This window comes from Bacillus gaemokensis (genome assembly GCF_001590835.1).
Taxonomy (GTDB): domain Bacteria; phylum Bacillota; class Bacilli; order Bacillales; family Bacillaceae_G; genus Bacillus_A; species Bacillus_A gaemokensis.
On sequence record NZ_LTAQ01000056.1, the window covers coordinates 256,319 to 283,032 of the forward strand.

Below are 26,714 nucleotides of genomic sequence, written 5' to 3' on the forward strand. Positions count from 1 at the left end.
ATAATTGTGATATAATGGTAATATAGTTTATTGGTAATTAAGGGAAGGATTGGATAAAATGATTGAAATTGTGAATGTGTCAAAAAGTTATAATGGTTCTTCGTTTGCAGTAAAAGATTTAAGCTTAACAGTGCCTAGCGGAGAAATTTTTGGATTTTTAGGTCCGAATGGTGCTGGGAAATCAACAACAATCAAGATGGTAACAGGTATTCATGCAATAGGTACAGGGACAATCTCGATTAACGGAAAAGATGTGATGAAAGAGCCTATGGAGGCAAAGAAAACATTCGGTTATGTTCCGGATAGTCCTGATATGTTCTTGCGATTAAAAGGGATAGAATATTTAAACTTTATGGCGGATATGTATGAGGTGCCGAATGCGATCAGGCAGGAAAAAATTCAATCATTGGCAGAGAGATTTGACCTTTATAATGCCTTGAACGACCAGATCCAAAGTTATTCACATGGAATGAGACAAAAAATTATTATTATTGGTGTTCTTCTTCATGACCCGGATGTATGGATTTTAGATGAGCCAATGACAGGACTTGATCCAAAATCAGCGTTTATTTTAAAGCAAATGATGAGAGAGCATGCAGATAAAGGGAAAACGGTATTTTTCTCTACGCATGTATTAGACGTAGCTGAGAAATTGTGTGATCGCGTAGCCATTATTAATAAGGGGAATTTACAGTTCCAAGGGAATTTAAATGAAATGAGAGATCATTTTAAATCCAATGAATCACTTGAAAAAATGTTCTTGGAGATGACAGGAAATGAATAAAATTTGGACATTAACAAAAGTATTATTGAAATTAAATTATGCAGATATTATAACGGATAAAAAGAAGCGGTGGGCGTATGCATTTTCATTTTTAGCATTACTATTTGCCGGATTTATATTTATTGGCCCACTTACATATGGAATGTATGTTGCAATGAAACCCATTGGACAGGAAACATCGATAATTGGCATGGGATTAGCTGTTGGGAGCATATGGGTATTTGTAATTAGTATTACGAATATTTTAACTGTCTTTTACTATAATAATGATGTTGAAACGCTACTACCATTACCACTGCAGCCAGCACAAATTATTACAGCGAAATTTATTACCGTACTAATTACACAATATATAATGGGATCGTTTATTTTATTTCCAATATTTATTGTGTACGGTATGCAAAGTGGTGCTTTTATTACATATTATTTATATGCATTAATCATTTACATGTTTTTCCCTATTATTCCACTAGTGCTAGCATCATTATTAATGACAGTAATTATGCGTTATACGAATATCGCAAAAAATAAAGATCGTAGTAATATATTTATTGGGATACTAAGTTTACTGTTTATCGTAGGCATTAACGTGTTTATGCAATGGAGAAACAAAAGTGCAGCATCAGGAGATGTGGTTGCGAATTACTTTGCTGATAACCAATCGTCTCTTCTTGTTCAGATGACAAATTATTTTCCAACAACATACTTTGGTGCAATGGGATTAATAGAAAATGCTTCTTGGAAGGGGATTATATATGTAGTAATTTTTGCAGTAATTTCCTTAGCATTTTTCGGGTTGTTTTTCTATGTCGCACAGCGTACATATTTAAAGGGAGTTATCGGACTTTCAACAAGTACAGCAAAAAAAGAGGTTATTTCAGCAGAAAACTTAAAAAAATCAACGGTACAAAGCTCGCACATAAAAGCTTATGTGAAAAAAGAGTTCAAAATTTTATTCCGAACACCACAATTTTTTATAAATTGTATCGTGCAAACTTTCGTGATGCCAATTATGCTGTTCTTTATTCTGTTCGTACAGGATGGTAACTTAAAGTGGTTAACTAAGTTTATAACAAATCCAGAATGGTCTGGGTTAGCTCTTGGCATTGGTTTTTGTGCAGGATTATTCTTAATGGGAAGCAATGTCATTGCAACAACATCATTTTCTAGAGACGGAAGCTCATGGTTTGTTAATCGTTATTTACCTGTAAAGGCATCAGATATCTTTTTTGCAAAAGTATTTACAGCATGGTTTGTTAATATATCAATTTTAGCTGTATTTGGTCTGATCATGACCATTGTCGCGGGTGTTTCACCACTCTTTATGTTGCTATGGTTTTTACTAAGTGCAAACGGTTTATGGTTAACAAACTTAATCGGTACGCGCTGGGATGCTCAAACAGCGGATATACATTGGGATTCAGAACAAAAGTTGTTTAAAAGTAGGTACACAACCTTATGGAATTTCTTTGCTAATATTTTAATGGACTTAGTTATTGTAGCTGGTGTATGTGCATTATACTTCTTGTTAGAAGTTGGTCTATGGGGCATGTTTATTATTCTATTAATTGTATTTGCAATTATAAATGTAATTGTTACGCGAAGCTTACAATTAGGTGCAGAACGTATATTAGCAAATATTAAATAACATAGTAAATCCTCTGTATTTATGCAGGGGATTTATCTGTAAGCAGGCATGATTTATGTTTTCATTTTACTAAATAGGAGGAAGAAACAAGTGACGAAAATTGCGATTGTTACAGGTGCAACACGTTTAAATGGGATTGGTGCAGCAGTTTGTAGAGAGCTTGCTCAAAAAGGAACAGATATTTTTTTCACGTATTGGTCTCGGTATGATAAGGCGATGCCATGGGGCATGAATGATCAAGAGCCATTTGTATTGAAAAGAGAAATCGAAAATTTTGGTGTACGCTGTGAAATGGCCGAGGTGAATTTAGCGCAATCTTATGCTCCAAACCGTTTATTATATATGGTATCGGAGCGCTTAGGAGAACCGTCTATTCTTATAAACAACGCAGCATATTCTACGGATACAAATGTGGAAGAATTAGATGTGGAGCAGTTAGACAGACATTATACAGTGAATGTACGTGCGACTATGTTATTAAGCTCATTATTTATTAAAAATTACGCACATGAAACAAAAGGAAGTATAGTTAATCTTACTTCCGGACAATCGTTAGGACCAATGCCAAATGAACTTGCTTATATCGCAACGAAAGGAGCAATTGAAGCATTTACAACATCAGTTGCACCGACTGCAGCTGCAAAAGGGATTACTGTAAATGCTGTTGATCCAGGGCCGACCAATACAGGGTGGATGAATGAAGAGCTAAAAAGTACTCTTATAAACAGATTTCCAGCTGGTAGGATAGGTGAATCGGTAGATGCAGCACGTCTCATTTCATTTTTAGTAAGTGAAGAGGCGAACTGGGTGACTGGACAAGTAATTCATTCTAATGGTGGGTTTTACTGATAGTTTATAATATTGTTATGTAAACAAACAGTTGAGAAATAATAAAAATAAGAAATATTTTATCGGGTTATTTTTTGTATGAAATAAGTAGATTGTCAAAAAATAAGGACTTTTGATAGAGAGACATGGCTTTAAAGATGGGTTAATAAAGAGTAATATTCATTATACGACAATATGTTCTTTAAAATTAGTATAAAACAAGCAGAAAAATCTCGAATAGTAACATGAAACTTATAACTACATGACATATGAATATGAAGATTCCTGTCGGAAAGATGATGATTAGAACAAAAAGGGATTTTTATGGATAAATAGAATCGTAAGAGGGAGGATAAAAATTGTAAATATAGGAGGATTTTTATGAAAATGAAAAAGATAACAATTGCATCGTTAGCAATTGGTACAATGCTCTCTATTACAGCTTGTAGTCCCTCCGCAGAAAAAGATCAAGTGAAAAAAGAACAAACGAATGCACAAGAAGAATCAAAGATGACAAATGCTGATGAGACAAGTACAACGAAAAATGACGAGAAAGCAACAAACACATCTTCTAATGAAAAATCAGAGAAAGATCAAAAGAATTCAAAAGAAACATCTGGAACGGATAGTAATGCGACAACTACAGAAAAAGAAACAAATGCGAAAACTAACGATCAAGCGACAAGTGGGAAAACTACAGAAAAAGAGACGGATACAAAAGCTACAGATCAAGCCACTAACGGGAAAACTTCAACGAAAGATACGAAGCAAAGTGGTGCTGTGAAAACAAATGTGAAAGAAGTTGTTCAGTTGATTGAAAGTTTAGATAAACAGTTAGCAGCTAATCCTAAAATAGACACAGTAAATAAGCTTGGAAAACAAATAAATGAGAAATGGGATTTAGTTGAAAAAGAATTGGAGGCATCACATCCGACTGATTATAAGGTAATTGGTCAGAGTATGTATCCATTAATTGTTGGGGCTGAGAAACAAAAAATAGACGTTAAAAAAATAAAATCATTAACGACAAAAACAAAACAAGATTTAAACCAATTATTAAACAAGCTTTCATAGCAGCAATTGCATACAAAATAGAATGTTTGATAGAAAAGGAGAAACAATATAGGTTTCTTCTTTTATTTCTATTGAAAATAAAATTACCATAAATTGAAATGGACATACACTATGGAAATGACGATTTCTGAGTAAGGGGGGGGGACATATATGGAAGGAAATATAAACCGTATGTTTCCATGTACATGGTATGCCGTCTGTTTTTCAAAAGATGTTATGAAGCGTCCCATAAAGAAGAAGATAGTAGGTAAGGAAATAGTTTTATTTCGAAACGAGAATGATGAGATACAAGTAGTAAATGCGTATTGTCCGCACAGAGGGGCAGATTTATCTCTTGGGACTATTAGAAAAGGGAGACTAACATGTGCATATCATGGCTGGGAATATGATGGGAAAGGAGTTTGTGTATATATCCCCTCCCAACCTTCAAAGCCAATCCCAAAGTTTGCACATACACGGCCTTATCCTGTAATTGAAAAGGCTGGATTGGTTTGGGTTTATCCAGAAGATCAGATGAGTGATGAGGAGCCACCTGTATTAGAACTATTTGAGGAAGTTGAAGATATAAATTTTGTATTTTCTCCATATGAAGCAAGTTGGAATGCTCACTTTACAAGAGTTGTCGAAAGTGTATTAGATGTTGTTCATCTAAGTTTTGTCCATAAAAATACGATTGGGAAACATTCAAATCCTGAGTTAGAAGAACTAAAAATTGAAGGGGATTTAGATGCATTTTCTTTAAAAAATGGTGAAGCCTATTTATGTTACAAATTTCCTCAGCAATGGTTGCTAAAGCCAGCAGAGGAGAAAAAGAAGAGGTTTATTAATTTTGTTACTTTTACGCCGGTAGATGAAGAAGAAACAATAGTTTTTGGATTAGCAGGTAGAAATTTCGCGAGAAAAATTCCATTTTTACATAACATTTTTAGTCGGTATAGTTTGAAAGTTCTTCAAGAAGATCAAATTGTAGTAGAAAGTCAACATCCAAGGCCGATTCCAGAAGCTTTAAAAATGGAAGCACATGTATACGCAGATGCAGCACAAATTAAGTTTAGACAGAGCTGGTTTCAATTTTTAACAGGTAAAGAGCGTACTTGCTATTTAGATTAAGAAAATAGCATATCATAAACATGTTATGTAAACTTGATTTATGATTATAGGTAAAAGACTATGTATAAAAAAGTGGTCCACCTTTTAGTAAGCCGTTCTCTTTTAAGGTACCTGTATTGGAAAAAGCATATAGAAAAACAAGTATAAAAGCAGTGGAGTTCACAAGTGAAATCACACTGCTTTTAGCATTTTGTTGAAGAGAAATATGTAGGATTAAAATACATTTTTTTATTAACAGGATAGTCTAGTTTAGACCAATTATTGAAGAGTGAACCATTGTTCTATTTATTCGTGTTACTCGTATGATATTAATAAATAGAACAAATTGGAGGAAGGTTAATGAAAGCAATTGTATACACAAAGTACGGTCCCCCCGACGTTCTTCAACTGAAAGAGGTAGAGAAGCCTGTTCCTAAGCAAAATGAAATACTGGTCAAAATAAAAGCGACAACCGTAACAGCAGGAGATATTCGATCACGGAGTTTTACGGTTCCTCGTTCTGTTTGGCTACCTGCTCGAATAATACTTGGTTTTAGTCAACCTAAAAAACAAATATTGGGAATGGAGTTAGCTGGAGAAGTTGAGTCAGTAGGGAAAGATGTCCAGCGGTTTAAGGAAGGAGACCAGATTTTTGCGGCTACCCAAGTGGATTTTGGTTCTTATGCCGAGTATATTTGTTTGCCTGAAGATGGAGCAGTCTCTATTAAACCCTCTAATATAACCTATGAGGAAGCCGCTGCCATTCCAATTGGGGCACGTACAGCCTTGTTTTTCCTTAGAAAAGCTAACGTTCAGAGCGGTCAAAATGTTCTTGTCTATGGGGCTTCTGGAAGTGTAGGAAGTTATGCAGTACAGATTTCCAAGTATTTCGGAGCAAAAGTTACAGGGGTGTGCAGTAACGCAAATTTAGAATTGGTAAAATCTTTGGGAGCTGACAAGGTAATTGATTACACCGCAAAAGATTTTTCTACTACAGACGAGACTTATGATGTTATTTTTGAAGCGGTAAACAAGAGCTCATTTTCAGATTGTATAAAATTGTTAAAGAAGGACGGTACCTATATAAATGTCGTTGAACCGTTGCCAAGTGTTCGAATGCTATGGACTAAATTGACAAGCAGCAAGAAACTAATATTAGGTCAAAATTCACCTGAAACTTCCGAAGCATTAGGCTTCCTTAAAGAACTTGTTGAGACGGGGAGGATAAAAGCGGTCATTGACAGGTGCTATGCATTTGAAGAGATTGTGGAAGCTCATAGATATGTCGAGGAAGGACATAAAAAGGGAAATGTCGTTATAAATGTGGAACATAACAATAAATCCTAATAAATGAAGAACGCTCCGAGATGAATAACAATTTTTGGGGCATTAGCCTATGTCGAACATTAAAAGTTAATAAAATTTCTCGAACCGACTACTTTTTTATCATTTTAACCGAGAAGACCCCCTCCTCTAAACGAAGTGAAGGTGGGGGATGAATCGTTTTTTTTCTTTTTTAAAGAAAACGTCTCTTTTTATAGAGCGTATGTTTGTTGAGGTGTATAATGATCTTATCAAATAATGCGAATTGCTCTGCTATTATACCTACTTTTATAGTTGTGGGTACTTCAAAAGAGAACGGCTGAACCTTTTTGTGGGCCACTTTTTTTATAAATAGTCCTTTAAACTTCCATCTTCAATGCGAGATAGGGGGAGGTTTAGTTCGGTACCTTCCTTCATATTACGTAAAACAATGGTTTCCGTAGAGATTTCATTTTCACCGATAATAAGCACGTAAGGAATATTCTCCTTATTTGCGTAATTAAGAGCTCGCTTTAATTTACGGCCGGCAAGTTCAAGTTCAATTCTCATTGCACTATTAGAACGTAATTGTTGGGCGATTTGTAAACAGTATACTTCTGTTCCAAGAGGAATGATGAAAATATCAGTAGAAGTAGATTTGTTTTCTTTTTGCATAAGAGCGGTATAAATGACGTCTAAACCAAAGGAAATTCCTACGGTTGGATAGGGTAAATTATCATTACGAAATGCTCCAATAATATTATCATAACGTCCACCACTACCAATACTTGAAGTAATACTTCCATCTGTTAAAAAAATCTCATAAATTGTACCTGTATACATTGTAAGGCCTCTAGCTAAGAAAGGGTTAAAAACAGTCTTGTTTTGGGTGCCAAGTGCTAGTAAGTATTGCTGTAATTGTTGTAGTTCATTGATACCATCTACAACAAATGAATTTGGGAAAGTTTGTTTAAATTCATCGAGAGTTAGTGTCATACAAGATTCCACTGTATTACAAATACTCTCTATCGTTTCTTTTGATATTCCACGATTCTGCAAGTCCTTTCGTATACCATCAATTCCGATCTTTTCAATTTTATCTAATGATAAAATAACATCGTTTGTTAGTTCATCTGGAATATTAATTGATTTAAGAATGCCTGTTAATAGCTTGCGATTGTTATATTGAATCGTAATATCCAAGTTCAAACTTTGAAAAAGATCAAAGGCCATGGCTATTAATTCAGCTTCAGCAATAACAGATTCTACGCCAACTATGTCAACGTCGCACTGGATAAATTCACGAAATCTCCCTTGTTTAATTGGACCATCACGAAATACTTTCCCAATTTCATAGCGTTTAAAAGGAAGGCGAATGTCCGGATTCATTGCCACGAATTTTGCAAATGGAATTGTTAAATCATAACGAAGTGCGAGTTCACGTTTCCCTTGATCACCTAGTGTATACATTTCCTTTAAAATCTCTGAACCACCACCATATTTGTAAGACATAAGTTCATACATATTTAATGTCGGTGTTTCAAGTGGTTTACAGCCATATCGTTCAAAGGTTTCTTCACAAGTACGTTTAATTTTATTTCGTAACAATTGTTCTTGTGGTAAATAATCTTTCGTTCCTTTTACATTTCTTACTTCCATTTTAATCACTCCTTTTTAAATTAAAAAAAGCTATGCAGGTATAAAAATACCCACATAGCTTTATGAATGCTTCGTGGGTCAACAGGAAAAGCCCTGTACCCACGAAGAAAAAATTCTTCGGATACACGGCGTTATGTATGATGATGAAGTTGGAAAGAAGTATTGAAATTTAACATAGTCAATCTCTCCTTAAGTTTTTTTAAAATTATAACAAAAAGAGCATGGAAATATCAATGTTTTTTGAAAAAAAATAAGATCTATAATGTAATTGTAGCGGTAGTAGCATTTGTTACTGCAATTAAATCTTTTCCGGACATAAAAATTTGCAATCCTCTTTTACCGGCACTGATACTGATTGGATTAAGATTAACTACAGACTCATCAACATACAATGGATAATTTTTTTTTACGCCAAGTGGCGAAACACCACCACGAATGTAGCCTGTAAGCCCTAATACTTCTTTTAAGTGAACCATTTCTACCTTTTTATTATGACTTGCGGAAGCTAAAGATTTTAAATTAAGTTCTCTATGAGCCGGAACACAGGCCATAATTACTCCTGTTTTATCGCCACGAAGGACAAGGGTTTTGAAAACTTGTTCTAATTGTAAATCAATTTGCTCTGCAACATGCTTTGCATTTAAATTTTCTTCGTCCCATGCGTATTCGTGTACAGTGTACGGGATTTTATGTTTATCAAGTAGACGACAAGCGTTTGTTTTTGTGCTCATATATTACACTTCCTTAAATGTATTTCTTTTTATTAGTATACAAAATTTTGCAATATAAGACAGGGGAAATGTAAAAGTACAAGAATATGTAACATATAACGTAAAAGAAAAGAGGAAGAAAGATGTGGAAAACGACAGATCTTAGTGATGCGTTTGAAGGAGAAGTACAAGTATGTCAACCGATTTTTCATTCGTATGGAATGAATGAGCAGTTCTATGGGAAAATTGCAACGGTAAAAGTGAAAGATGATAATGTATTAGTAAAGAAGGCGCTACAAACCTTACCAGAAGGTACAGTGTTAGTAGTTGATGGTGGGGCTTCTACAAATTGTGCGTTACTTGGAGACAACTTGGCGAATATAGCAAAGGAACGAAATATAGCTGGTATCATTGTCTATGGATATGTTCGTGATTCTAGGGAATTGAGAAACATAGAGATTGGTATTTTAGCATTAGGTACAATGCCGAAAAGAAGTAAAAAAGTAGGAAAAGGAGAAACGGAAATTCCTTTGAACTTTGGAGAAATTAAGTGGATTCCTAATCAATATGTCTACGTTGATGAAGATGGTGTTATTGTAAGTGAACAACCGATTCATAATCATCGATAGTTTCTAGTAATAGAAGGCGTATACTGTATATAACGGACTATTATTCTTAGAAAATAAATCAGAGAAAGCATAGACAAAATCTTGTGTCAATAGTAAAATAATACAGAAATTTATAATTTAGTGAATGCATAGGTACGTCGTTCTTTTAATCACTTTAAAGAGGGAATTGATGAAAATCTGATGTAGTTTCGCTACTGTAAGTGAATAGTATCACAATGATACGCTCATTAGCCAGATTACTTTCCTATACAAATAAAATTGCTACCTATGTGAATGGGAGGTGTTATGTACTCGGGCTAGCACTATAAGTAGTGAGTGCTAAAGTATGCCCCTGGAAGGGCATTTTTGTGTATAAGTAAGCAAAGGGAGGAATAAGTGAGAATGGCAATGATAAAAAAGTGGATGCTTACGTCATTAATGGCATTTACATTAGTATTTGTATCATTTACAAATACAGTACATATTACGTTTGCTGCGGGGAAAACAGCAACACTAGCGATTGTTGGGGAATCGCAAAAGGGAGTTATTTTATGTCCAAAAGAAGTGTCGATTAAAGATGGGGAAACAGCCTATAGTTTGTTACAAAAAGTAATGGGGACTAAAGTAACAGCTGAGGATACGAAATATGGTATCTATGTAAAAGGTATTGACGGTTTAATGGCCGGCGACACAAGTGGCTGGACATATGATGTGAATGATAAAGCTGCAATGGTGGGAGCAGATAGTTACAAATTAGAGTCTGGAGATGTTGTTGCATTTCGTTTTATTACAGATTGGACCAATATGAGTACAGAAAAGCTACAACAAGTACTTGATAAAATTGGGACTTGTAAGATAGATCCAGATGCGACCAAGCCAGAAGAGCAAAAGCCAGATGGACAAAACCCAGAAGAGCAGAAGCCGGATGGACAAAATCCAGAAGAGCAGAAGCCGGATGGACAAAATCCAGAAGAGCAGAAGCCGGATGGACAAAATCCAGAAGAGCAAAAGCCAGATGGACAAAACCCAGAAGAGCAAAAGCCAGATGGACAAAATCCAGAAGAGCAGAAGCCAGATGGACAAAACCCAGAAGAGCAGAAACCGGATGGACAAAATCCAGAAGAGCAGAAGCCAGATGGACAAAACCCAGAAGAGCAGAAACCAGATGGACAAAATCCAGAAGAGCAAAAACTGGATGGACAAAACCAAAATGATAATGCTTCGGAAGAACCAATTAAAAATGATTTATTGATGAAGCGATTAGATCAAGCAATTAACAAAACATCACAAAAGATGATGAAAGATGGAATTGATAGTGATTGGGTAGCAATTGCACTTGCTCGTTCTGGAAATAATATACCAGTAGAAATGAAAATTAGTTATTTACAATCTTTAACACAAAAAGTAGAAAAGCGACTGAAAAGATTTAGCGCTACAGATATAGCCAGAACTATTTTAGCTGTATCAGCGGTAAATGGAAATCCAACGAATGTTGCAGGAAATAATTTAGTACAACAACTATATCAATCTGAAAAATTAAATTCTGTTACCGGTTATACATTTGCGTTACTTGCACTTGATACAAAAAAATATGAAGTGCCAGCTGGAGCAAAATGGAATCGAGCTGCTTTGGTAAAAGAGATTTTACATGCGCAGCATACAGATGGTGGCTGGACATATGATGTTGAAAGTAGTAAAACAGCAGCTAGTAACATCGATGTAACAGGTATGGTTTTATCTGCATTAGCGCCGTATCAGAAACAACCAGAGGTAAAGGAAGTTGTAGATAAAGCAGTACAATATTTATCAAATAAACAATTGAATACAGGTGGATTTGAAGCTGATGGTCAAGAAAATTCCAATAGTGTTGCACAAGCAATTATTGGAACTTCTATTATAGGAATTGATCCAACAAGTAAAATGTTTACTAAAAATAATGTAAGTGCAGTTCAAAATTTAATATCATATCAACTTACAAATGGTGAATTTAAATGGTTACCAAGCGATACAGAGGGTAATAGTATGGCTACTGAACAAGCCCTCCTAGCACTTGTTCAATATAAAGCATTTGTAAATGGTAAAGGTTCTATATATGATTGGACAAATTTATCAATTAAAAATGAAAAAGAGCCAGTAGAAGAGCCGAAAGAATCGAAAGAACCTATAGTGGATGAACAAAATATTATTGATAAACAAGGCGTTATTCAAAAACCTGGGAAACAAACAAACGATGAGAACTATCGTGTTGTTACAGAGAATGAAAAAGTAAATAATGAAAAAACTGCGAAAAATCTTCAATTACCAAAGACGGGAACATCCGCTTGGGATACTGCTATGCCTGTAGGAATGGGCGTATTATGTATTGCTTCAGCATATGTTTTATGGAGACGAAAAGCAGCTTAACAAAAATTAGGAGCAATGATTTGCTCCTAATTTTATTAAGAAAGGTGAGGAAAACATGAGTATGATGAAATGGTTAATCTCATTTGTCATTTCATTTGGATTGCTTGTTGGATGTAGCCAAAATGGATCAGAGTCTGAACAAAAAGCAATATCAAAGCAAACAGAACAAAAAGAGGAACCGAAACAAGAAGAACCAAAACAAGAAGAGAAGAAAGACGAAAATAAACAAGAAGAACCACAAGAACAGGTAGAGAAAAAGCAACCAGAAGAGCAGCAAAAGGATAACGAGGAACAAAAGCAGCAGGAAAAACCTGAAATAAAACAAGAAGAGAAAAAACAACAAGAACCAGTTGTTCAGCCAAAAGAGCCAGAACAACCAAAAGCACCGCAAGAAAATGCTGAGCCAAAGAAAGCACCAGAAGTAAAAGAAGAGGCTAAAGTAGTTAATCAGCCGAAAGAAACACCAAAGCAGGAACAAAAGGTAGAGCAAAATAAAGTAAATCCACAGCCGAAACCAACGGTTGACGTAGTACCAGTACCGGATTCAGTGCCACCACCAGATCCAAAATCAGTACCACCAAAACCAGAGGTTAAACAAGTTACCATTTCTGTACGTGGAGATCAAGGTTATTTATTTGGTGCGAAGAAAGTGGATGTAAAAGATGGAGATACTGTTTTTAATATATTAACAAGTACAGGGTTAGATATTGATTCAACAGGATCGGGAAATAGTAAATATGTAAAAGGAATCAATGACTTATATGAATTTGATAGAGGGCCGAAAAGCGGTTGGAAGTATCGTGTGAATGGTACTTTCCCAAATCGAAGTGCAGGTGCGTACGAAGTAAAACCAGGAGACAAAATTGAATGGGTATATGTGTTAAATTAGGAAAGGGTCTTTGGTAAAGGATTATGAAAATTAACTTTTCTGCGTTACATCCTTTTGTGAATTTTTTCTATTATATCGGGGTGATGATACTATGTATGGTGTGTCTTCACCCTCTTTTTTTAATGGGCGCAATTATTATGATCGTGCTGGTAAACATCATGCAAGGAAATGGTGAGAAAATAAGAAAAATGTTGCCAAGCACCTTGGTTTTCTTTTTGATGGTTATCGTGTTAAATCCGTTGTTAACACATAGAGGAGCGACTACTTTATTTCGTTTGGGTGATAATCGAATTACATTAGAAGCATGTATGTACGGACTAATAATGGGGTTATCGTTACTTGCTATTATGTTTACATTTACTTCCTATAATGATATTATTTCAAGTCATAAATTTTTGTATTTATTTTCACGAATCTCGCCCAAAGTTGTATTGTTGACAATGATAACAGTGCGTTTTGTACCGTTATTTATTCGGCGCTTAAGACAAATTACTCTCGTTCAAAAAACGAAAGGTGTTCAATTAGATTCGGGATCGCTAATAGATAGAATAAAAAACGGGATGAAATTATTACAAGTGTTACTCGTTTGTTCTTTAGAAGATGCATTACAAACAGCAGATTCGATGCAAGCACGTGGATTTGGAGTGACAAAGCGTAGCACATATATTCGATATCGGATGGGAAAACAAGATTACTATATATTTACGTGTTTGGTGATTTTATTACTAAGTTGTTTCGCGCTTAATTATTATGGTGCTGGGAAATTATTGATCTATCCAAGAGTAGAATCGCTTGTATTTCAGCAATATGATGGTGTGCTATTCGTTTTATTTAGTATGTTTATTAGTTTACCAATCATAATGGAAGGGAGGGAATGGCTATGGTGGCGCATGCAGAAATAGAAGATCTATCATTTACGTATGCCGATGAAAGTGGACAAGCATTAACGAATATTTCTTTGTCAGTTTCACAAGGTGAATTTATTGTATTGGCTGGTCCATCAGGATGTGGTAAGACGACGCTTTTGAAGCATTTCAAAAAAGAAGTACTGCCGCTTGGAAATCGTGTAGGTAATGTGTATTATGATGGAACTTCTTTACAAGATATGCCAAACTTATTGTCAGCACAAGAAGTCGGAATGGTGTTTCAAAATCCAGAAAATCAACTGGTAATGGATACAGTGATTCAAGAATTGGCATTTTCATTAGAGAATATTGGTTTAGCATCACATGTCATTCAAAAAAGAATTGCCGAGTTAATTAGTTTTTTAGGCTTTCAAGATTTATTGCATCAATCTGTTCATACTTTATCAGGTGGACAAAAACAGCTTGTTAACTTAGCTGCAATATTGGTTTTGCAACCCAAATTACTGTTACTGGATGAACCAACAGCTCAGCTGGATCCAATTGCTGCTAAAGACTTTTTAGGGCTATTAAAACGAATCAACGAAGAACTTGGAATTACAATTATAATAAGTGAGCATCGTTTAGACGAGGTAATTCCATTGGCAACTCGGGTTTTGTTTATGAATAATGGAGAAATTATATACGATGGAAATCCGCAAACTGTTATATCGAAAATGTGGGAATTAGAAGAGTTCCGGCCCTTTATACCGCAAATTCCAAGATTGTTTTTAGAGTGGAATATAGAGCAGATCCCCTTTACAGTGCGAGAAGCACAATTACAAATTCGTTCTGAATTACCCATAAAAGATGAAGTGCAACATATATCAAAAATAGAAACAAAAGAAGTGATTTTACAAGCGGAACATATATCATTTCAATATGAAAAGCATAGTCCATTTATTTTACGAGATTTAACATTATCGATTGAACAAGGGAAGTGGACTGCCCTTGTTGGGAAAAATGGTACTGGAAAATCTACACTCTTGACGATTTTAGCAGGGTTACAAAAAGCTAGAAGAGGAAAAGTACGATGGAACGGAAATGTGATTCATAAAATCGATTCAAAAGAACGATTTAAAAGAATAGGATATGTATCGCAACACCCATACTATCATTTTACATTTGATACAGTGTGGGATGAAGTGTTTGAAAGAGCAAATGAATTATATGGTGATAGAGGGAAGCAAGTTACAGAAGATATGTTGAAACGATTTTGGCTCCATTCTATTCGTAATCGTCATCCGCATGATTGTAGTGGGGGAGAGCAACAATTGATTGCACTATGTACAGCTTTATTATCAAAACCGAGTCTATTGTTATTAGATGAACCGACGAAAGGGTTGGATCCAGAGAAAAAAGAGCGATTAGGTCAATTGTTTCAAGAATTACAAAAAGAAGGGACAACAATTGTGATGGCGACGCATGACATTGAATTTGCAGCAAAATATGTGGATTATTGTATGATGCTATTTGATGGAAACGTGATCACGGATGATGTACCGAAGCAATTCTTTAGTAACAATTTCTTTTATACAACATCTATTAATCGGTTCATTCGTAAACAATTGCCTTATGCGTTAACGTGGGAGGATGTGTATAAAGCGTGTCCAGACGATATTTTGCTTTCATAATACTTATTCTTATTATTGCAGTAAGTATGCTTCTGTTTACTTCTTTTGTAACAGATGAATATTATATTTGGTGCAGTTTATTCCTGTTAGCTATTATCATGTTACCTTTCTATATACGGTTTGAGAAAAAAGCATTTGTTTCACGTGAAATTGTCCTGGTAGCTGTATTAGCAGCGATAGCAGCCGTGAGCCGTGTACCATTTTCAATTATGCCAAGTGTACAGCCAACTTCTTTTGTTATTATTGTGTCTGCAATTGTTTTTGGAAGTGAGACAGGATTTATGATTGGGGCAACAGCAGCACTTGTATCTAATATATTTTTAGGACAAGGGCCATGGACGCCGTGGCAAATGTTTGCTTGGGGAATGATCGGATTTATAGCTGGTTTACTTCGAAACACATTTATAATGAAGAAGTTGTGGGGGAGAATCATTTACGGATTTATAGTTGGTTTTATTTTTGGGTGGATTATGAATTTGTGGGGACTTCTTGGTTTTTTACAAGACGTAACGTGGAAAACATTTCTTGCGTATTATGCCGCGAGCTTTTATTTTGATTTAGCTCATGCTATTTCTAACGTAACCTTTCTTACTTTATTTAGCTCATCATGGATTACAATTATTACAAGATTTAAAAAGAAATATGGAATTTTAGATGATAGAGAGTTATTATCTTAAGGAAACAAAGCATAAGCATATACCAAAAAGCATAATCATATAAAGTAAGGGTCGCGACTTACATATTCGTTTGCCTCTTTCATGCTTCTTACCAATGGTAAGAAGCATTTTTTTTTGATAATAAGAAAAATGTTAAGAGATCGACTTAATATATTTCGATTTTTCTATCGACTTTTTATATAATAGTAAATGATAAAAGTTTTCAACGAGGAGATGTAATATTCATGAAGTTAGTTGTTCCGAAGCAACATGGTGCATGGGGGATGTTGCTGATTCCATTTGTACTTAGTGTATTACTTGGTAAACCTACTTTATATCATATACTACTCTTTATTGCTTGGTTGTTTATCTATTTAGCAACGTATCCATTTCTGATGTACATAAAGCAGACACGGAAGAAAGAGTTTTTACATTCAGCAATCATTTATTTTATTATTGCATGTATTTTCGGGATAGTATCTTTACTATATGAATGGAAAATTCTTTTATTTGCACTTATAATGATGCCCCTCTTTATCGTAAATATATATTTCGCCCGTCAAAAAAAGGAACGAGCATTAGTAAATGATATTTGTGCCATACTTGTTTTCTGCATTGGTGGTTTAATTAGTTATTATTTTTCAATGAAAACAATTGATAGGACAGCTTTGTCGATTGCGGTCGTTTCTTTTCTGTATTTTTTAGGGAGTACATTCTATGTGAAGACGATGATACGTGAAAAGAATAATCCTATGTATCGCTTTGTATCATGGGGATATCATATTGTCTTAACAATTGTGTTGTTTGTAGTAAATCCATGGCTCTCTCTTGTTTTTGCACCGAGTTTAGTTCGGGCAATTATATTATATGGTAAGAAAATATCTATTTTAAAAGTAGGGGTCTTAGAAATCATTAATTCTGTATATTTCTTAATTGTGACGGCAATACTATTACAGTATGCCATTTGATATGCTACCCATCTAATAAAGAGATGGGCAGCATTCATTCTTGTTCTAAAATATGAACAGTATGATTACATTTTTGTAATGCGTGGTCCACAGCTTGTAGAGATTGTTCGATTCTCTCTCGATTATCACTTTTTTCAACTGTTTGTAAGGCGCTTTCTAAACAGTGCTTTGCTTCCTGCAACGAATGAAACGAATCCTGAACATATCCACGTGCGTTTTTATTCATCATATACTCCTCCTTTTGTACATACAGTTCTAGTATGAGCCTTAGAAAAGAAAATATAACTGAGTGTAATTGTTTTATATTATTTGACAATTATCATGAGAATGGATATAGTAAGATATAAAGTGAATATTTTCTTATCCAGAGAGGTGGAGGGACTGGCCCGATGAAACCCAGCAACCGCGATGTAGGTGCTAATTCCAGCAGAACATATTTGTTCTGGGAGATAAGACGAAGATATATACGTAACTTCTTCTTATCGAAGAGGTTTTTTTATTGCAAAAAAACCGATTACGAAAACAACAGAATAAGAAGAAAGGGGTTGCAATTGTACTGTGACACTTGAAAAATACGTAAAATTGCGTAATGCAGTATATGAATATATGATGGAACAAGATAAACCTATATCACTGTTAGATATTCAAGAACATATCGTTTCGCATCATGAAGGAAAATTCACAAAAAAAATGTTACACCAATTTTATTTATCACGATTATTAGACGAACTGAAACTGGATGGGAAAATTACTTTAGCTAATGATGATTATCTATATACTGAGAAAGGGGTATATTATAAGGCACGAAAAGGGAGTTAGTCTCTCTTTTTTTATGTTACGATTTGTTTGAAAATTAAAAATGTATGTAGAGTAAAAGACTGCTAATGCAGCCTGATACAAGGGAATGGTGTTGAGTGTGTAGTGTCAAAAGTTGAATATGCCCTGAAAGAGGCACTTCATTCGGCTAGAAACGAAAAGAGACACCTTCGCCGAGTAGGTGTCAGTCATTTGTCAAATAGACTTGCTACTTGACATGTATTAGAATAGCATGCAAGCTGGAGGAAAGTCAAAAGGGAATTAAAGGAAAGGTGTTGTGAACAGGTGAATATACTAATCATATATGCACATCCCAATCCATCTAGTTTCAATGCAGCCATTTTAGAACATATCCAAAAAGGACTTCAAGAAACGAATCATTCGGTTACATTACTTGATTTACATAAGGAACAATTTAACCCAGTACTTATTTTTAATGATGATAAGAGAAGACATGATTTAGTATACGAAGAAGAAACAGAAAAATATAGGGAATTAGTAAAAGAAGCAGATTTGTTTATTTTTATTTATCCTATATGGTGGTGGGGGATGCCTGCTATTTTAAAAGGGTTTATTGATCGTGTTTTCGTTACAGGGTTCGCTTATAAGTATGAAGGAGCATTACCAAAAGGATTACTCGTAGGGAAAAAGGCATGGGTTATTAATACATTAGATTCCCCACTATGGTATGTGGCATTACTGTATCGCTCAGCTGATTGGGTAATTATGAAAAAAGGCATCTTACGATTTTGTGGTATTCGTCATATAAAGCGTTCTGTCTTTCAATCTGTAAAAACAAGTAAAGCAGTAAAACGGGAAAAGTGGTTGTTAGAAATGCAAGAGAAGGCAAAAAAATTATGAGTGAAATAGAAAACATAATGAGATGCTGTAATCGCAAAGACGAATTGTTCCGTACTTATATAGCCTGTTTACTTCAATTGAAACATCATAATAAATTGTTTCGAAAAATGTACCAAGAATTAAGAGCGGATTTTTTAGTAAGGGGAATTTGTGAACGGGAAGTTGATTGGATTATTAAGGAAAGTAAAGACTATAAGAGTTATTACTTGCCGAAAGCATTGCGCTGGGACTTTCTAAGAAAAAATCCTTCAATTATAGAAAGTGTTTGTACGAAGTTATTTGCATATGAAAGATTAAACCTTACTATCAGAGAATGGAGAAATGTAATTATATGTATTGAAAGAGAGTTATTATTTTAATAATTATTATGTAAAAAAGCTAGTATAAAACTAGCTTTTTGTATGTTTTAAATTCAAATCAAAAGGAAGCATAAACCGATGATTGCACCAGCATAAAGTAAGTTAATGACACAAAAACCCATAATATCGCGAGCGCCTAAACCAGCAATTGCTAATGCTGGTAAAGCCCAAAAAGGTTGTATTAAGTTAGTCCAAGCATCGCCCCATGCAATCGCCATCGCTGTTTTAGCAGCAGGCACACCAAGTTCAGCGCCAGCTGGAATCATAATAGGAGCTTGGACAGCCCATTGCCCGCCTCCAGATGGAACGAAAATATTAACAATTCCCGCACTTAAAAATGTGAACAGAGGAAAAGTAGTTTCATTAGAAATACTAATAAAGAAATTAGAAATAGCTCCCCCAAGTGAAAGTCCTTCGCTGTTAGCGCCAATCATCATTCCCATAATTCCCGCGTAAAATGGGAATTGCAATAAGATTCCGGAAGCACTTTTCGTGGAATCTGAAAAGGCACGAATATACTGGATAGGAGTACGATGGAAAATAAGACCAGCGATTAACAATATGAAAATAACGATATCGAGTGTAAGATTGAAGCCTTTTGTACTAAAGTAATGAATAATGTAAATAAGTCCTAAGAAACCAATGCAAACAGTCACCCAAATACTATTTTCCATCTTTTCAGCAAATGTATGTGGTTGAGCTTCTTGCGCAGCTGCTTCTTCTTGAAATACGCTTGGATCCACTGTAATTGTATGCTTTGCATCCGGATGCATCGCTCTATTGATAAGTGGCATGGTGATTAAGAAGATGATTACAGGAACAATCGCATACGGTGAAAATAATGTTTCTGTTATTGGAATTGCTTCCTTTATACTCCCAGCAGTGGTTTTGATTAATGTTTCGCCACCAGACGCTAAAGTAAGTGGAATGGAGGCAGAAAGTCCTGCGTGCCATATGAGAAAGCCAGAATAGGAAGATGCGATTGCAAGACGATAGTCTAATCCTTTTATATGCTTGGCAACTTCTTTCGCATATAAAACAGAAACAACAATGCCGAATCCCCAATTTATGTAGGCACCTAATAAGCTTATAATAGAAATTGCAATAATACCTTGTCCACTTGTTTTAGGCAATTGAGCAGCTTTTGCTAAGCCTTTTCGAATGAGAGGGGCGTTAGCTAATGCGGAACCTGTAACAAGTACAAGGGCCATTTGCATGGAGAACGCTAAAAGTCCCCAAATCCCATTTCCCCAATGGGCGATCATTTCTACTGGTGATTGGTACGTTGCAAACATTCCGAAGAAGATAACGAAAATCGTTAACAAGCAGGATAAAATAAAGGGTTCCGGTAAAAATCGTTGTACAAGAGCAACACAACCATTTGTAAAAGAGCGGAACAAATGAATCAACCTCCTTAACTGTATTTCTTTAAAATATTCGATAAAGTTTTAGTGATAACCCCCACTAAACAGGAAATTCAGATAATTAAAAAAGAGAATAGCCCTCACTTATGTGAAAGCTGTTCTAAGTATTTGGCGATATCTACATACATATTTGAATAAGTAGAATGAACGTCACCGCTCGGCTCAGCATTAGATGAAAAATGTACGATTACCATATTCGCTTTTGGGTCTATATAGAGACATTGCCCATAACTACCTAGCACTTCAAAGGCACCGTGTTCATTATGAGGAATCCACCATTGATTATGGTAAGAGGTTGATGCACCATGTCCAATTGCTAGCTCTCCTTCTTGTATGTTTTTTACCTCTTCTGAAATAGAGGAAGGAAGAACTTGTATTCCATTGTAATGACCGTTATTTAAAAGTAATTGACCAAACCTGGCCATGTCTCTTGCAGTTGCATTTAAACCGGCGCTGGCTTGTTCAACTCCTGTTTCATCAGTAACATAATAAGCATTTTCTTCCATACCTATTTGGGACCAAATTCTTTCACTTACATTTTCAGCTAATGATTTACCAGTTACTGTTCGTATAATCCAGCCAAGTGTTTCAGCTGAACCGTTATTGTACGAAAAATGTGTACCAGGTGGTGCAGTTTCTTTTGCTTCTCGTAACATATCATAAATTTTCATTGGACCGTCATAATTTTTAGAACGAGGAAGAATGTTACTAGCTAAATATAGTTGTGCATCTTGATTTTCTAGTCCTCGCTGTATATATCCATGTGTAGGGTATTCGGCAGAAACTTGCATGTCCATTAATTGCTGGATGGTTGCTTTCCCAAATGGAGTGTTCCGTAATTCTTTGACATACGTTTCAGCAGACTCATTTACATCAATAAGCTTTTCTTCAGCTAAAGATTGCACAAGTGAACCAGTAAATACTTTAGCTAAAGAGGCCATTCCATGCGGTGTATTTTGTTTATATCCATTAAAATATTGTTCATAAACAAGTTTCCCATTATGTACAACGACAAAGGCATCTGTTTTGTTTTGATTTAATAGTTTATTTAAAGGAATAGTTCTTCCATTTGTCTGTTTAACAGAGTAATCATCTAAATTTTGTAATGCAGTAGGGAAGATTGATACGTGTTTAGGATCGTTTTTTACGTCAGTTGTTAAAGCTAATTCTTTCATATGTGTGTATGACCAACGTAAGTATGGATCTTGTAACCAATTTGCCTTTGTTACGTTTTCTTTAGATGGGGTGATTTTACTCTGTTTGAAAAACGTAAATCCAAGTCCCGTAATAACAAATAATAGTGTAAGCATGAGCAATAAAAGGGGAGACCTTTTTAAATTCATATATGTACCTCCTTGTTATCCCGCTATTTACGGGCAGTAATATTCTTAAAAATTCAGCGAAAGCAAAAGACACGAAGGGGAGATGAACTATCCGTAAAATCCCAACTAATTATAGTTTCACTTTATTTCTACAGTAAGTATACGCTCGTTTTCTTAGAAATACAAAATAAGGAAAGTAAACAGAGAAGTTTACTTTCCTTATTAACGTTAAGCAGATACTTTTCCAGCTGTACGTTGCTTTTTGAACTTTTGTTTTCTGCCGTGTAAGCCGTAATAAATAAGTAATGTGAATGCAACGATAATGGCTGCAATGAAATACATATTATGATAGCTTGTTTGTGCGGCTACTATACCCAATATGAAAGAACCGAAACCAATACCGCTATCAAAGAATGAAAAATAAGTAGCTGTTGCTGTGCCACGACGATGGTTAGGGGCAGCTGAAACGGCAATCGTTTGGAAGCTTGGAATTAATGTTCCGTATCCTAAACCGATTAATACACCAGCTCCTAAGAACCAAAATGACGTTTGTGCCTGACTTAATATAAACATCCCGATGGTAAACACGATAATAGAAGGATAAATAAGTACATTTTCACCGAATCGATCAAATATCTTCCCTGTAAATGGACGAGAAAGGACAACAACAAGTGCATATACAATAAAGAAGTAACTTGCAATCTCTCCTAAACCAAGTTCTTTCGCATAAATAGGAATAAAGGATAAAATACCACTATAAGAAAATGCAAGAACAAATCCTGTAAGAGCGATTGGAACAGAAGAAGGTTCAATTAAATCTTTCCATTTCATTCGTTCACGTTTTGGTTTGCTTACCGGCTTTTCATGTGGAATATTTACGAGTAAACCTAATAGAAATGCTAGTAATGAAAATACAGAACAAACCATAAATAGAACAGTAAATGAGTAGTGTGAAATAATCGTTAAACCTAAAAAAGGACCGATTACCATCGGTAGACTCATAAATACACCAAAATAAGCGAGTGCTTCACCGCGGCGATGTGGTGGTGCGACATCTGTTACAATCGTACCTGTTGCTGTAGTTGCCATTCCAAATCCAATACCATGAAGGAAGCGAAGGGCAAGTAATAAGAATAAGCTCTGCGCTCCGAAATACATCACGGTAGCTGCTAAGAATAAAGAAAGAGAAATAAATAATATTTTTTTTCTTCCTAAGTCGTCAAGCCACTTTCCAGTAAACGGCCTACATAGGACAGAAGAAATAAGAAAGACTGTTGCGACTAAACCGATTTCTTCAGGTTTTCCTTTCAAGCCATCTATTACATAGACAGGTAAAGTGGTCATAAGCATGTAAAACGTTAAAAAGAGAAACAGACTACTAAAACAAGTTCCAAGGAAGTCCTTCGTCCAAAGTTTCTCACTTTGCATCGTCATCCCTCCAATTAATCATCTAGATTTTTAATGATATTTTTTAAAACTTGAAATGCACGTTGCAAGTCTTCTTCGTTTATATTTTGCAACGTTTTTTCTTCAAATGAATCTACTTCTTCTTGCCATACTGGAATCATTTTCACTGCTGTTTCTGATAATGAAATTAGTTTTTCACGGCGGTCTTTTCCTTCTGTGCGAATAATCCATCCCATTGCTTCCATACGTGTTAACGTACGAGTCATTGTAGGAGATTCAACATTTAAATATTGACATAATTCAGTTTGTGTACAAGATCCGGTTTGATTGATTCGGAAAATGACAGCCCATTGTGCGCTAAATAAACCAGTTGGTGACACGCGTTCATTGAATTTCTTTGTAAACTTCCGAGAAGTTTGGCTGACAATGTGAAAAAAATGTTGTTTTTCGTCCATTTATTTATTCCTTTCAAATTAGTTACCTAGCTAACTATATACCTTTTTGTCAGAATTGTCTAGTGAGAGACATGTTGTTTTATGTAAAAAATTCGTGTAAGTTTTGTGTTGAGAACATACATTCTGTATGTTATTCTAAAATTAGATTTGGAATTTTCTTTCTATTTAAAAGAATGGGGGAGTGTGTGATGATTAAGCCTACAACAATGGATTCGGTTTCATTGTCGAATGGAGAAACGATTGCATACCAAGAAGTTGGAAGGAAGAATAGAGAAATACTTGTACTGATTCATGGGAATATGACGTCCTCGCAGCATTGGGATTTAGCTATTGAGAAATTCCAAGACCAATATCATATTTATGCAATTGATTTAAGGGGATTTGGTCAGTCATCCTATCATAAGCCAATAGATTCATTACAAGACTTTGCAGATGATTTGAAGCTATTTATAGATGAACTTCAATTAAAGAAGTTTACATTGATGGGTTGGTCAATGGGTGGTGGTGTCGCAATGGAGTTTACGGCTTGTTATCCAGATCATGTAGAAAAACTGATCTTGGTTGAATCAGTTGGCATGAAAGGATATCCGATGTTCAAAAAGGATATGAATGGACAGCCAATTGTATCTACTTTATTAAAAACAAAAGAAGAAGTAGCGCAAGACCCTGTTCAAATTGTTCCTGTATTAGATGCAATCAAAAATATGAACAAGCTATATTATCGAACAGTCTGGAACCTACTCATTTATACACATAATAAACCAGATCCAGAGCGCTATGAAAAATATTTAGATGATATGTTAACGCAGCGTAATTTTGTAGACGTAAACTATGCTTTAATTACATTTAATATTTCAGATGAACATAATGGAGTTGTACTTGGGAATGGACACATTCATCGTCTTAGGGTACCGACACTTGTCTTACAAGGAGATCGTGATTATGTTGTTCCACAAGTGGTGGGGGAAGAATTAGCAAAACATCTTCCGAACGCTAAGTTAGTCATATTAGAGGATTGTGGGCATTCACCGTTTATTGATTGCTTAGATGAGTTTACACAGCATGTTACAAATTGGTTGGAAAATAAATAGTGATTTCCTAAGGGGATAAATTTTATAGTATTTGTACATTCGCTCTATACGAAATCTTTGCAATCATCTTCAAGCGTATATGATATAGCAAGTATGATATGTAATTTCTTATGTGAAAGTTTTTTGATTTAAAGCATGTAAAGTCTTAAGTTTGCGATGGCTAAGGAGTTAGAAGGCTAATCTTCTAACTCCTTTTTATATTGGTATTTACACACTCATTCTTTAAAACAGTTTATAATGAAAATTGGTGACTTTGAAGAGGGAGAGGGAACAGAATGTCAATGCGTTTTACATTTTGGATTATGGTTGGAATTGTTGCGATTTCTGGATTATCACAAGGGATGCTTCTGCCAGCTATCGCAATGATTTTTGAGCAAGAAGGAATTCGTTCTAGTATTAATGGAATTCATGCAACGGCGTTATATATGGGGATTTTATTTGTTTCACCATGGCTTGAAAAACCGATGCAACGGTTTGGGATGAAACCGATTATCGTAATTGGTGGATTTCTTGTGATCATTTCATTATTCTTTTTTACACAAACATTTTCATTTTGGGTATGGTTTCTACTTCGCTTTCTAGTTGGAATAGGAGACCATATGTTACATGTTGGAACACAGACGTGGATTACAACGACATCTGACCCTAGTAAAATAGGGAGACAAGTCTCTATATATGGAGTGTTTTTTGGTATTGGTTTTGCGGTAGGCCCATATTTAGCTAGTATGGTCCAGTATGGACTTGCAACGCCATTTATCGTATCTACGATTCTTTGTCTAGTAGGTTGGTTACTATTACTTCCAACTAAAAACGCTTTTCCAGAGGAAGATAACACAGGGAAGGAAAATGAATCTTCATTTTCTCGCTATAAACAAGTGGTTGTTCTTGCATGGATTGCGCTTATGGGACCTTTAGCGTACGGTGTATTAGAAGCGATGTTAAATAGTAATTTGCCAGTATATGCCCTTCGTAAAGGATGGTCTGTCTCTGATGTATCTTTCTTATTACCTGCATTTGCAATCGGGGGAATCATTACACAAATTCCACTTGGTATATTAAGTGATAAATATGGAAGAGACCGCATTTTAACGTGGACATTTAGTGTAAGTACAATAGTCTTCTTACTTGCTGCGATGTTTGATCAATATTATTGGATTGTATTTGGATGTATGCTTTTAGCTGGGATGGTAATCGGTTCATGTTTCTCCTTAGGGCTTGGATTTATGACAGATCTATTACCAAGACATTTACTGCCAGCTGGAAATATATTGTCTGGAATTGCTTTTAGTATAGGAAGTATTATGGGGCCTGTATTAGGAGGCATATTTATAGAAAAAATACAGTATACAAGCTTTTTTATAGCGGTTATGATTATAATGGCAATCATTGCACTTCTATATATCACATATATGAAAAGTCAATTAGCATCAAGAAAAATAGAAAGTAGGTTAGAGTATGACAAAACAACCTAATAAGAAAAAATTTGAAGTACAGGAGAACGAAGCAATTACAGATTGTTTAGCGCGTATGGAGAAAGAAGGATATGCACCTTCTCGTCGTATGGAAGAACCAATTTTTCATGAAGTGAAAAAGGATGGGAAAACAGTAGTAGAACCGTGCGGGAGAAAAATTATTTTTGAAGGAAAGTTGAAATAAGAGGAGGGGGATCTTCCTTCCTTATATAGAATAAAAAGTACATCACGTAATGGCAGTGGTGTATTTTTTATTGCCCGCTCAATTAAATTTTTGAGAGAAATAGGAACTCTGTAAACTATGTTTGTGAAATGATGAAATTCTTTATTCTATATATGTCCTTCTAAGCTCT

General features: G+C 35.1%; 26 protein-coding genes and 1 riboswitch. Of the genes, 19 read left to right on the top strand and 7 right to left on the bottom strand.

The window, feature by feature from the left end; all coding sequences use genetic code 11:
- Positions 1-58 precede the first annotated feature (58 nt).
- The 6 genes from AZF08_RS24485 to AZF08_RS24510 all read left to right on the top strand — a co-directional run bounded on the left by AZF08_RS24485 (position 59) and on the right by AZF08_RS24510 (position 6,770).
- On the top strand, positions 59-784 hold the full coding sequence (locus AZF08_RS24485) for an ABC transporter ATP-binding protein (protein ID WP_033675889.1): 726 nt from the start codon (positions 59-61) through the stop codon (positions 782-784).
- A complete protein-coding gene (locus AZF08_RS24490; protein WP_033675887.1) occupies positions 777-2,432 on the top strand; it encodes a putative ABC transporter permease subunit in 1,656 nt (551 codons plus the stop codon). Before AZF08_RS24485 ends, AZF08_RS24490 begins: the two co-directional genes overlap by 8 nt.
- Positions 2,433-2,522: 90 nt before the next feature.
- Positions 2,523-3,281, top strand: coding sequence for an SDR family oxidoreductase (locus AZF08_RS24495; RefSeq protein ID WP_033675885.1), 759 nt, complete (start codon positions 2,523-2,525; stop codon positions 3,279-3,281).
- Between the two features lie 360 nt (positions 3,282-3,641).
- Entirely contained in the window at positions 3,642-4,334 is a 693-nt protein-coding gene (locus tag AZF08_RS24500) for a hypothetical protein (RefSeq protein WP_033675883.1), read from the top strand.
- Positions 4,335-4,484: 150 nt separating this feature from the next.
- Positions 4,485-5,444, top strand: coding sequence for an aromatic ring-hydroxylating oxygenase subunit alpha (locus AZF08_RS24505; RefSeq protein WP_033675881.1), 960 nt, complete (start codon positions 4,485-4,487; stop codon positions 5,442-5,444).
- Between the two features lie 339 nt (positions 5,445-5,783).
- Positions 5,784-6,770, top strand: coding sequence for an NAD(P)-dependent alcohol dehydrogenase (locus tag AZF08_RS24510; RefSeq protein ID WP_033675879.1), 987 nt, complete (start codon positions 5,784-5,786; stop codon positions 6,768-6,770).
- 321 nt (positions 6,771-7,091) lie between these two features.
- On the opposite strand, the gene AZF08_RS24515 is transcribed toward AZF08_RS24510, so the two are convergent.
- Together AZF08_RS24515 and ybaK are read right to left on the bottom strand one after the other, a co-directional pair.
- Entirely contained in the window at positions 7,092-8,384 is a 1,293-nt protein-coding gene (locus AZF08_RS24515) for a histidine--tRNA ligase (RefSeq protein ID WP_033675877.1), read from the bottom strand.
- A gap of 257 nt (positions 8,385-8,641) precedes the next feature.
- Positions 8,642-9,115 (bottom strand): Cys-tRNA(Pro) deacylase, encoded by a 474-nt coding sequence (gene ybaK, locus AZF08_RS24520; protein WP_033675875.1) that lies wholly within the window; start codon positions 9,113-9,115, stop codon positions 8,642-8,644.
- A gap of 122 nt (positions 9,116-9,237) precedes the next feature.
- Between ybaK and rraA the strand changes: the two genes are divergently transcribed.
- The 7 genes from rraA to AZF08_RS24555 all read left to right on the top strand — a co-directional run bounded on the left by rraA (position 9,238) and on the right by AZF08_RS24555 (position 17,154).
- Positions 9,238-9,723: a ribonuclease E activity regulator RraA gene (gene rraA / locus AZF08_RS24525; protein WP_033675873.1), complete on the top strand. Its 486-nt coding sequence runs from the start codon at positions 9,238-9,240 to the stop codon at positions 9,721-9,723.
- Between the two features lie 381 nt (positions 9,724-10,104).
- Positions 10,105-12,105 carry a DUF4430 domain-containing protein gene (locus AZF08_RS24530; RefSeq protein WP_063177395.1) on the top strand — a complete coding sequence of 667 codons (2,001 nt, stop codon included), beginning with the start codon at positions 10,105-10,107 and terminating at the stop codon, positions 12,103-12,105.
- Positions 12,106-12,160: 55 nt separating this feature from the next.
- Positions 12,161-12,994, top strand: coding sequence for a DUF4430 domain-containing protein (locus tag AZF08_RS24535; protein ID WP_033675871.1), 834 nt, complete (start codon positions 12,161-12,163; stop codon positions 12,992-12,994).
- A 23-nt stretch (positions 12,995-13,017) separates the two neighbouring features.
- A complete protein-coding gene (locus AZF08_RS24540) occupies positions 13,018-13,896 on the top strand; it encodes an energy-coupling factor transporter transmembrane component T (protein ID WP_033675870.1) in 879 nt (292 codons plus the stop codon).
- Entirely contained in the window at positions 13,869-15,530 is a 1,662-nt protein-coding gene (locus AZF08_RS24545; protein WP_200875227.1) for an ABC transporter ATP-binding protein, read from the top strand. The genes AZF08_RS24540 and AZF08_RS24545 overlap by 28 nt, the downstream gene beginning before the upstream one ends.
- The gene (locus tag AZF08_RS24550; RefSeq protein ID WP_033675866.1) at positions 15,503-16,207 is read left to right on the top strand and encodes an ECF transporter S component; all 705 of its coding nucleotides are present in this window, start codon (positions 15,503-15,505) and stop codon (positions 16,205-16,207) included. Before AZF08_RS24545 ends, AZF08_RS24550 begins: the two co-directional genes overlap by 28 nt.
- Before the next feature lie 224 nt (positions 16,208-16,431).
- Positions 16,432-17,154, top strand: coding sequence for a YwiC-like family protein (locus AZF08_RS24555; protein WP_033675865.1), 723 nt, complete (start codon positions 16,432-16,434; stop codon positions 17,152-17,154).
- A 34-nt stretch (positions 17,155-17,188) separates the two neighbouring features.
- Here the strand turns inward: AZF08_RS24555 and AZF08_RS24560 are convergent, their stop codons facing one another.
- Positions 17,189-17,380, bottom strand: coding sequence for a hypothetical protein (locus tag AZF08_RS24560; RefSeq protein ID WP_033675863.1), 192 nt, complete (start codon positions 17,378-17,380; stop codon positions 17,189-17,191).
- Positions 17,381-17,511: 131 nt separating this feature from the next.
- Positions 17,512-17,610: riboswitch (SAM riboswitch) on the top strand.
- A 102-nt stretch (positions 17,611-17,712) separates the two neighbouring features.
- On the opposite strand from AZF08_RS24560, the gene AZF08_RS24565 reads away from it, so the two are divergent.
- The 3 genes from AZF08_RS24565 (at position 17,713) to AZF08_RS24575 (ending at position 19,190) form a co-directional block, all read left to right on the top strand.
- Entirely contained in the window at positions 17,713-17,973 is a 261-nt protein-coding gene (locus AZF08_RS24565; RefSeq protein ID WP_033675862.1) for a hypothetical protein, read from the top strand.
- A 282-nt stretch (positions 17,974-18,255) separates the two neighbouring features.
- Positions 18,256-18,831 (top strand): NAD(P)H-dependent oxidoreductase, encoded by a 576-nt coding sequence (locus AZF08_RS24570; RefSeq protein ID WP_033675861.1) that lies wholly within the window; start codon positions 18,256-18,258, stop codon positions 18,829-18,831.
- Positions 18,828-19,190 carry a hypothetical protein gene (locus AZF08_RS24575; RefSeq protein WP_033675860.1) on the top strand — a complete coding sequence of 121 codons (363 nt, stop codon included), beginning with the start codon at positions 18,828-18,830 and terminating at the stop codon, positions 19,188-19,190. Before AZF08_RS24570 ends, AZF08_RS24575 begins: the two co-directional genes overlap by 4 nt.
- Before the next feature lie 53 nt (positions 19,191-19,243).
- Here AZF08_RS24575 and AZF08_RS24580 read toward each other — a convergent pair whose 3' ends face one another.
- The 4 genes from AZF08_RS24580 to AZF08_RS24595 form a co-directional block, all read right to left on the bottom strand.
- Positions 19,244-20,590 (bottom strand): short-chain fatty acid transporter, encoded by a 1,347-nt coding sequence (locus tag AZF08_RS24580; protein ID WP_033675858.1) that lies wholly within the window; start codon positions 20,588-20,590, stop codon positions 19,244-19,246.
- Positions 20,591-20,694: 104 nt separating this feature from the next.
- Positions 20,695-21,957 carry a serine hydrolase domain-containing protein gene (locus AZF08_RS24585; protein WP_033675857.1) on the bottom strand — a complete coding sequence of 421 codons (1,263 nt, stop codon included), beginning with the start codon at positions 21,955-21,957 and terminating at the stop codon, positions 20,695-20,697.
- 207 nt (positions 21,958-22,164) lie between these two features.
- Complete coding sequence (locus AZF08_RS24590; RefSeq protein ID WP_033675855.1) at positions 22,165-23,364, bottom strand: MFS transporter; 1,200 nt, start codon at positions 23,362-23,364, stop codon at positions 22,165-22,167.
- A 14-nt stretch (positions 23,365-23,378) separates the two neighbouring features.
- Complete coding sequence (locus AZF08_RS24595) at positions 23,379-23,798, bottom strand: MarR family winged helix-turn-helix transcriptional regulator (RefSeq protein ID WP_033675854.1); 420 nt, start codon at positions 23,796-23,798, stop codon at positions 23,379-23,381.
- A gap of 173 nt (positions 23,799-23,971) precedes the next feature.
- On the opposite strand from AZF08_RS24595, the gene phaZ reads away from it, so the two are divergent.
- The 3 genes from phaZ to AZF08_RS24610 all read left to right on the top strand — a co-directional run bounded on the left by phaZ (position 23,972) and on the right by AZF08_RS24610 (position 26,545).
- The gene (phaZ, locus tag AZF08_RS24600) at positions 23,972-24,889 is read left to right on the top strand and encodes an intracellular short-chain-length polyhydroxyalkanoate depolymerase (RefSeq protein WP_200875226.1); all 918 of its coding nucleotides are present in this window, start codon (positions 23,972-23,974) and stop codon (positions 24,887-24,889) included.
- A gap of 275 nt (positions 24,890-25,164) precedes the next feature.
- Positions 25,165-26,361 carry an MFS transporter gene (locus tag AZF08_RS24605; RefSeq protein WP_033675850.1) on the top strand — a complete coding sequence of 399 codons (1,197 nt, stop codon included), beginning with the start codon at positions 25,165-25,167 and terminating at the stop codon, positions 26,359-26,361.
- Entirely contained in the window at positions 26,345-26,545 is a 201-nt protein-coding gene (locus AZF08_RS24610) for an NETI motif-containing protein (protein WP_033675848.1), read from the top strand. The genes AZF08_RS24605 and AZF08_RS24610 overlap by 17 nt, the downstream gene beginning before the upstream one ends.
- Positions 26,546-26,714 lie beyond the last annotated feature (169 nt).

What these genes read in the sequence shown, in the direction of transcription:
- AZF08_RS24515 (WP_033675877.1), bottom strand. Translation starts at nt 8,384, where the DNA reads ATGGAAGTAAGAAATGTAAAAGGAACGAAAGATTATTTACCACAAGAA.
- AZF08_RS24490 (WP_033675887.1), top strand. Translation starts at nt 777, where the DNA reads ATGAATAAAATTTGGACATTAACAAAAGTATTATTGAAATTAAATTAT.
- AZF08_RS24500 (WP_033675883.1), top strand. Translation starts at nt 3,642, where the DNA reads ATGAAAATGAAAAAGATAACAATTGCATCGTTAGCAATTGGTACAATG.
- AZF08_RS24590 (WP_033675855.1), bottom strand. Translation starts at nt 23,364, where the DNA reads ATGCAAAGTGAGAAACTTTGGACGAAGGACTTCCTTGGAACTTGTTTT.
- AZF08_RS24605 (WP_033675850.1), top strand. Translation starts at nt 25,165, where the DNA reads ATGTCAATGCGTTTTACATTTTGGATTATGGTTGGAATTGTTGCGATT.
- AZF08_RS24610 (WP_033675848.1), top strand. Translation starts at nt 26,345, where the DNA reads ATGACAAAACAACCTAATAAGAAAAAATTTGAAGTACAGGAGAACGAA.
- AZF08_RS24555 (WP_033675865.1), top strand. Translation starts at nt 16,432, where the DNA reads ATGAAGTTAGTTGTTCCGAAGCAACATGGTGCATGGGGGATGTTGCTG.
- AZF08_RS24535 (WP_033675871.1), top strand. Translation starts at nt 12,161, where the DNA reads ATGAGTATGATGAAATGGTTAATCTCATTTGTCATTTCATTTGGATTG.
- AZF08_RS24575 (WP_033675860.1), top strand. Translation starts at nt 18,828, where the DNA reads ATGAGTGAAATAGAAAACATAATGAGATGCTGTAATCGCAAAGACGAA.
- AZF08_RS24545 (WP_200875227.1), top strand. Translation starts at nt 13,869, where the DNA reads ATGGCTATGGTGGCGCATGCAGAAATAGAAGATCTATCATTTACGTAT.
- AZF08_RS24510 (WP_033675879.1), top strand. Translation starts at nt 5,784, where the DNA reads ATGAAAGCAATTGTATACACAAAGTACGGTCCCCCCGACGTTCTTCAA.
- AZF08_RS24595 (WP_033675854.1), bottom strand. Translation starts at nt 23,798, where the DNA reads ATGGACGAAAAACAACATTTTTTTCACATTGTCAGCCAAACTTCTCGG.
- phaZ (WP_200875226.1), top strand. Translation starts at nt 23,972, where the DNA reads ATGGGGGAGTGTGTGATGATTAAGCCTACAACAATGGATTCGGTTTCA.
- ybaK (WP_033675875.1), bottom strand. Translation starts at nt 9,115, where the DNA reads ATGAGCACAAAAACAAACGCTTGTCGTCTACTTGATAAACATAAAATC.
- AZF08_RS24485 (WP_033675889.1), top strand. Translation starts at nt 59, where the DNA reads ATGATTGAAATTGTGAATGTGTCAAAAAGTTATAATGGTTCTTCGTTT.
- AZF08_RS24560 (WP_033675863.1), bottom strand. Translation starts at nt 17,380, where the DNA reads ATGAATAAAAACGCACGTGGATATGTTCAGGATTCGTTTCATTCGTTG.
- AZF08_RS24530 (WP_063177395.1), top strand. Translation starts at nt 10,105, where the DNA reads ATGGCAATGATAAAAAAGTGGATGCTTACGTCATTAATGGCATTTACA.
- AZF08_RS24585 (WP_033675857.1), bottom strand. Translation starts at nt 21,957, where the DNA reads ATGAATTTAAAAAGGTCTCCCCTTTTATTGCTCATGCTTACACTATTA.
- AZF08_RS24505 (WP_033675881.1), top strand. Translation starts at nt 4,485, where the DNA reads ATGGAAGGAAATATAAACCGTATGTTTCCATGTACATGGTATGCCGTC.
- AZF08_RS24540 (WP_033675870.1), top strand. Translation starts at nt 13,018, where the DNA reads ATGAAAATTAACTTTTCTGCGTTACATCCTTTTGTGAATTTTTTCTAT.
- rraA (WP_033675873.1), top strand. Translation starts at nt 9,238, where the DNA reads ATGTGGAAAACGACAGATCTTAGTGATGCGTTTGAAGGAGAAGTACAA.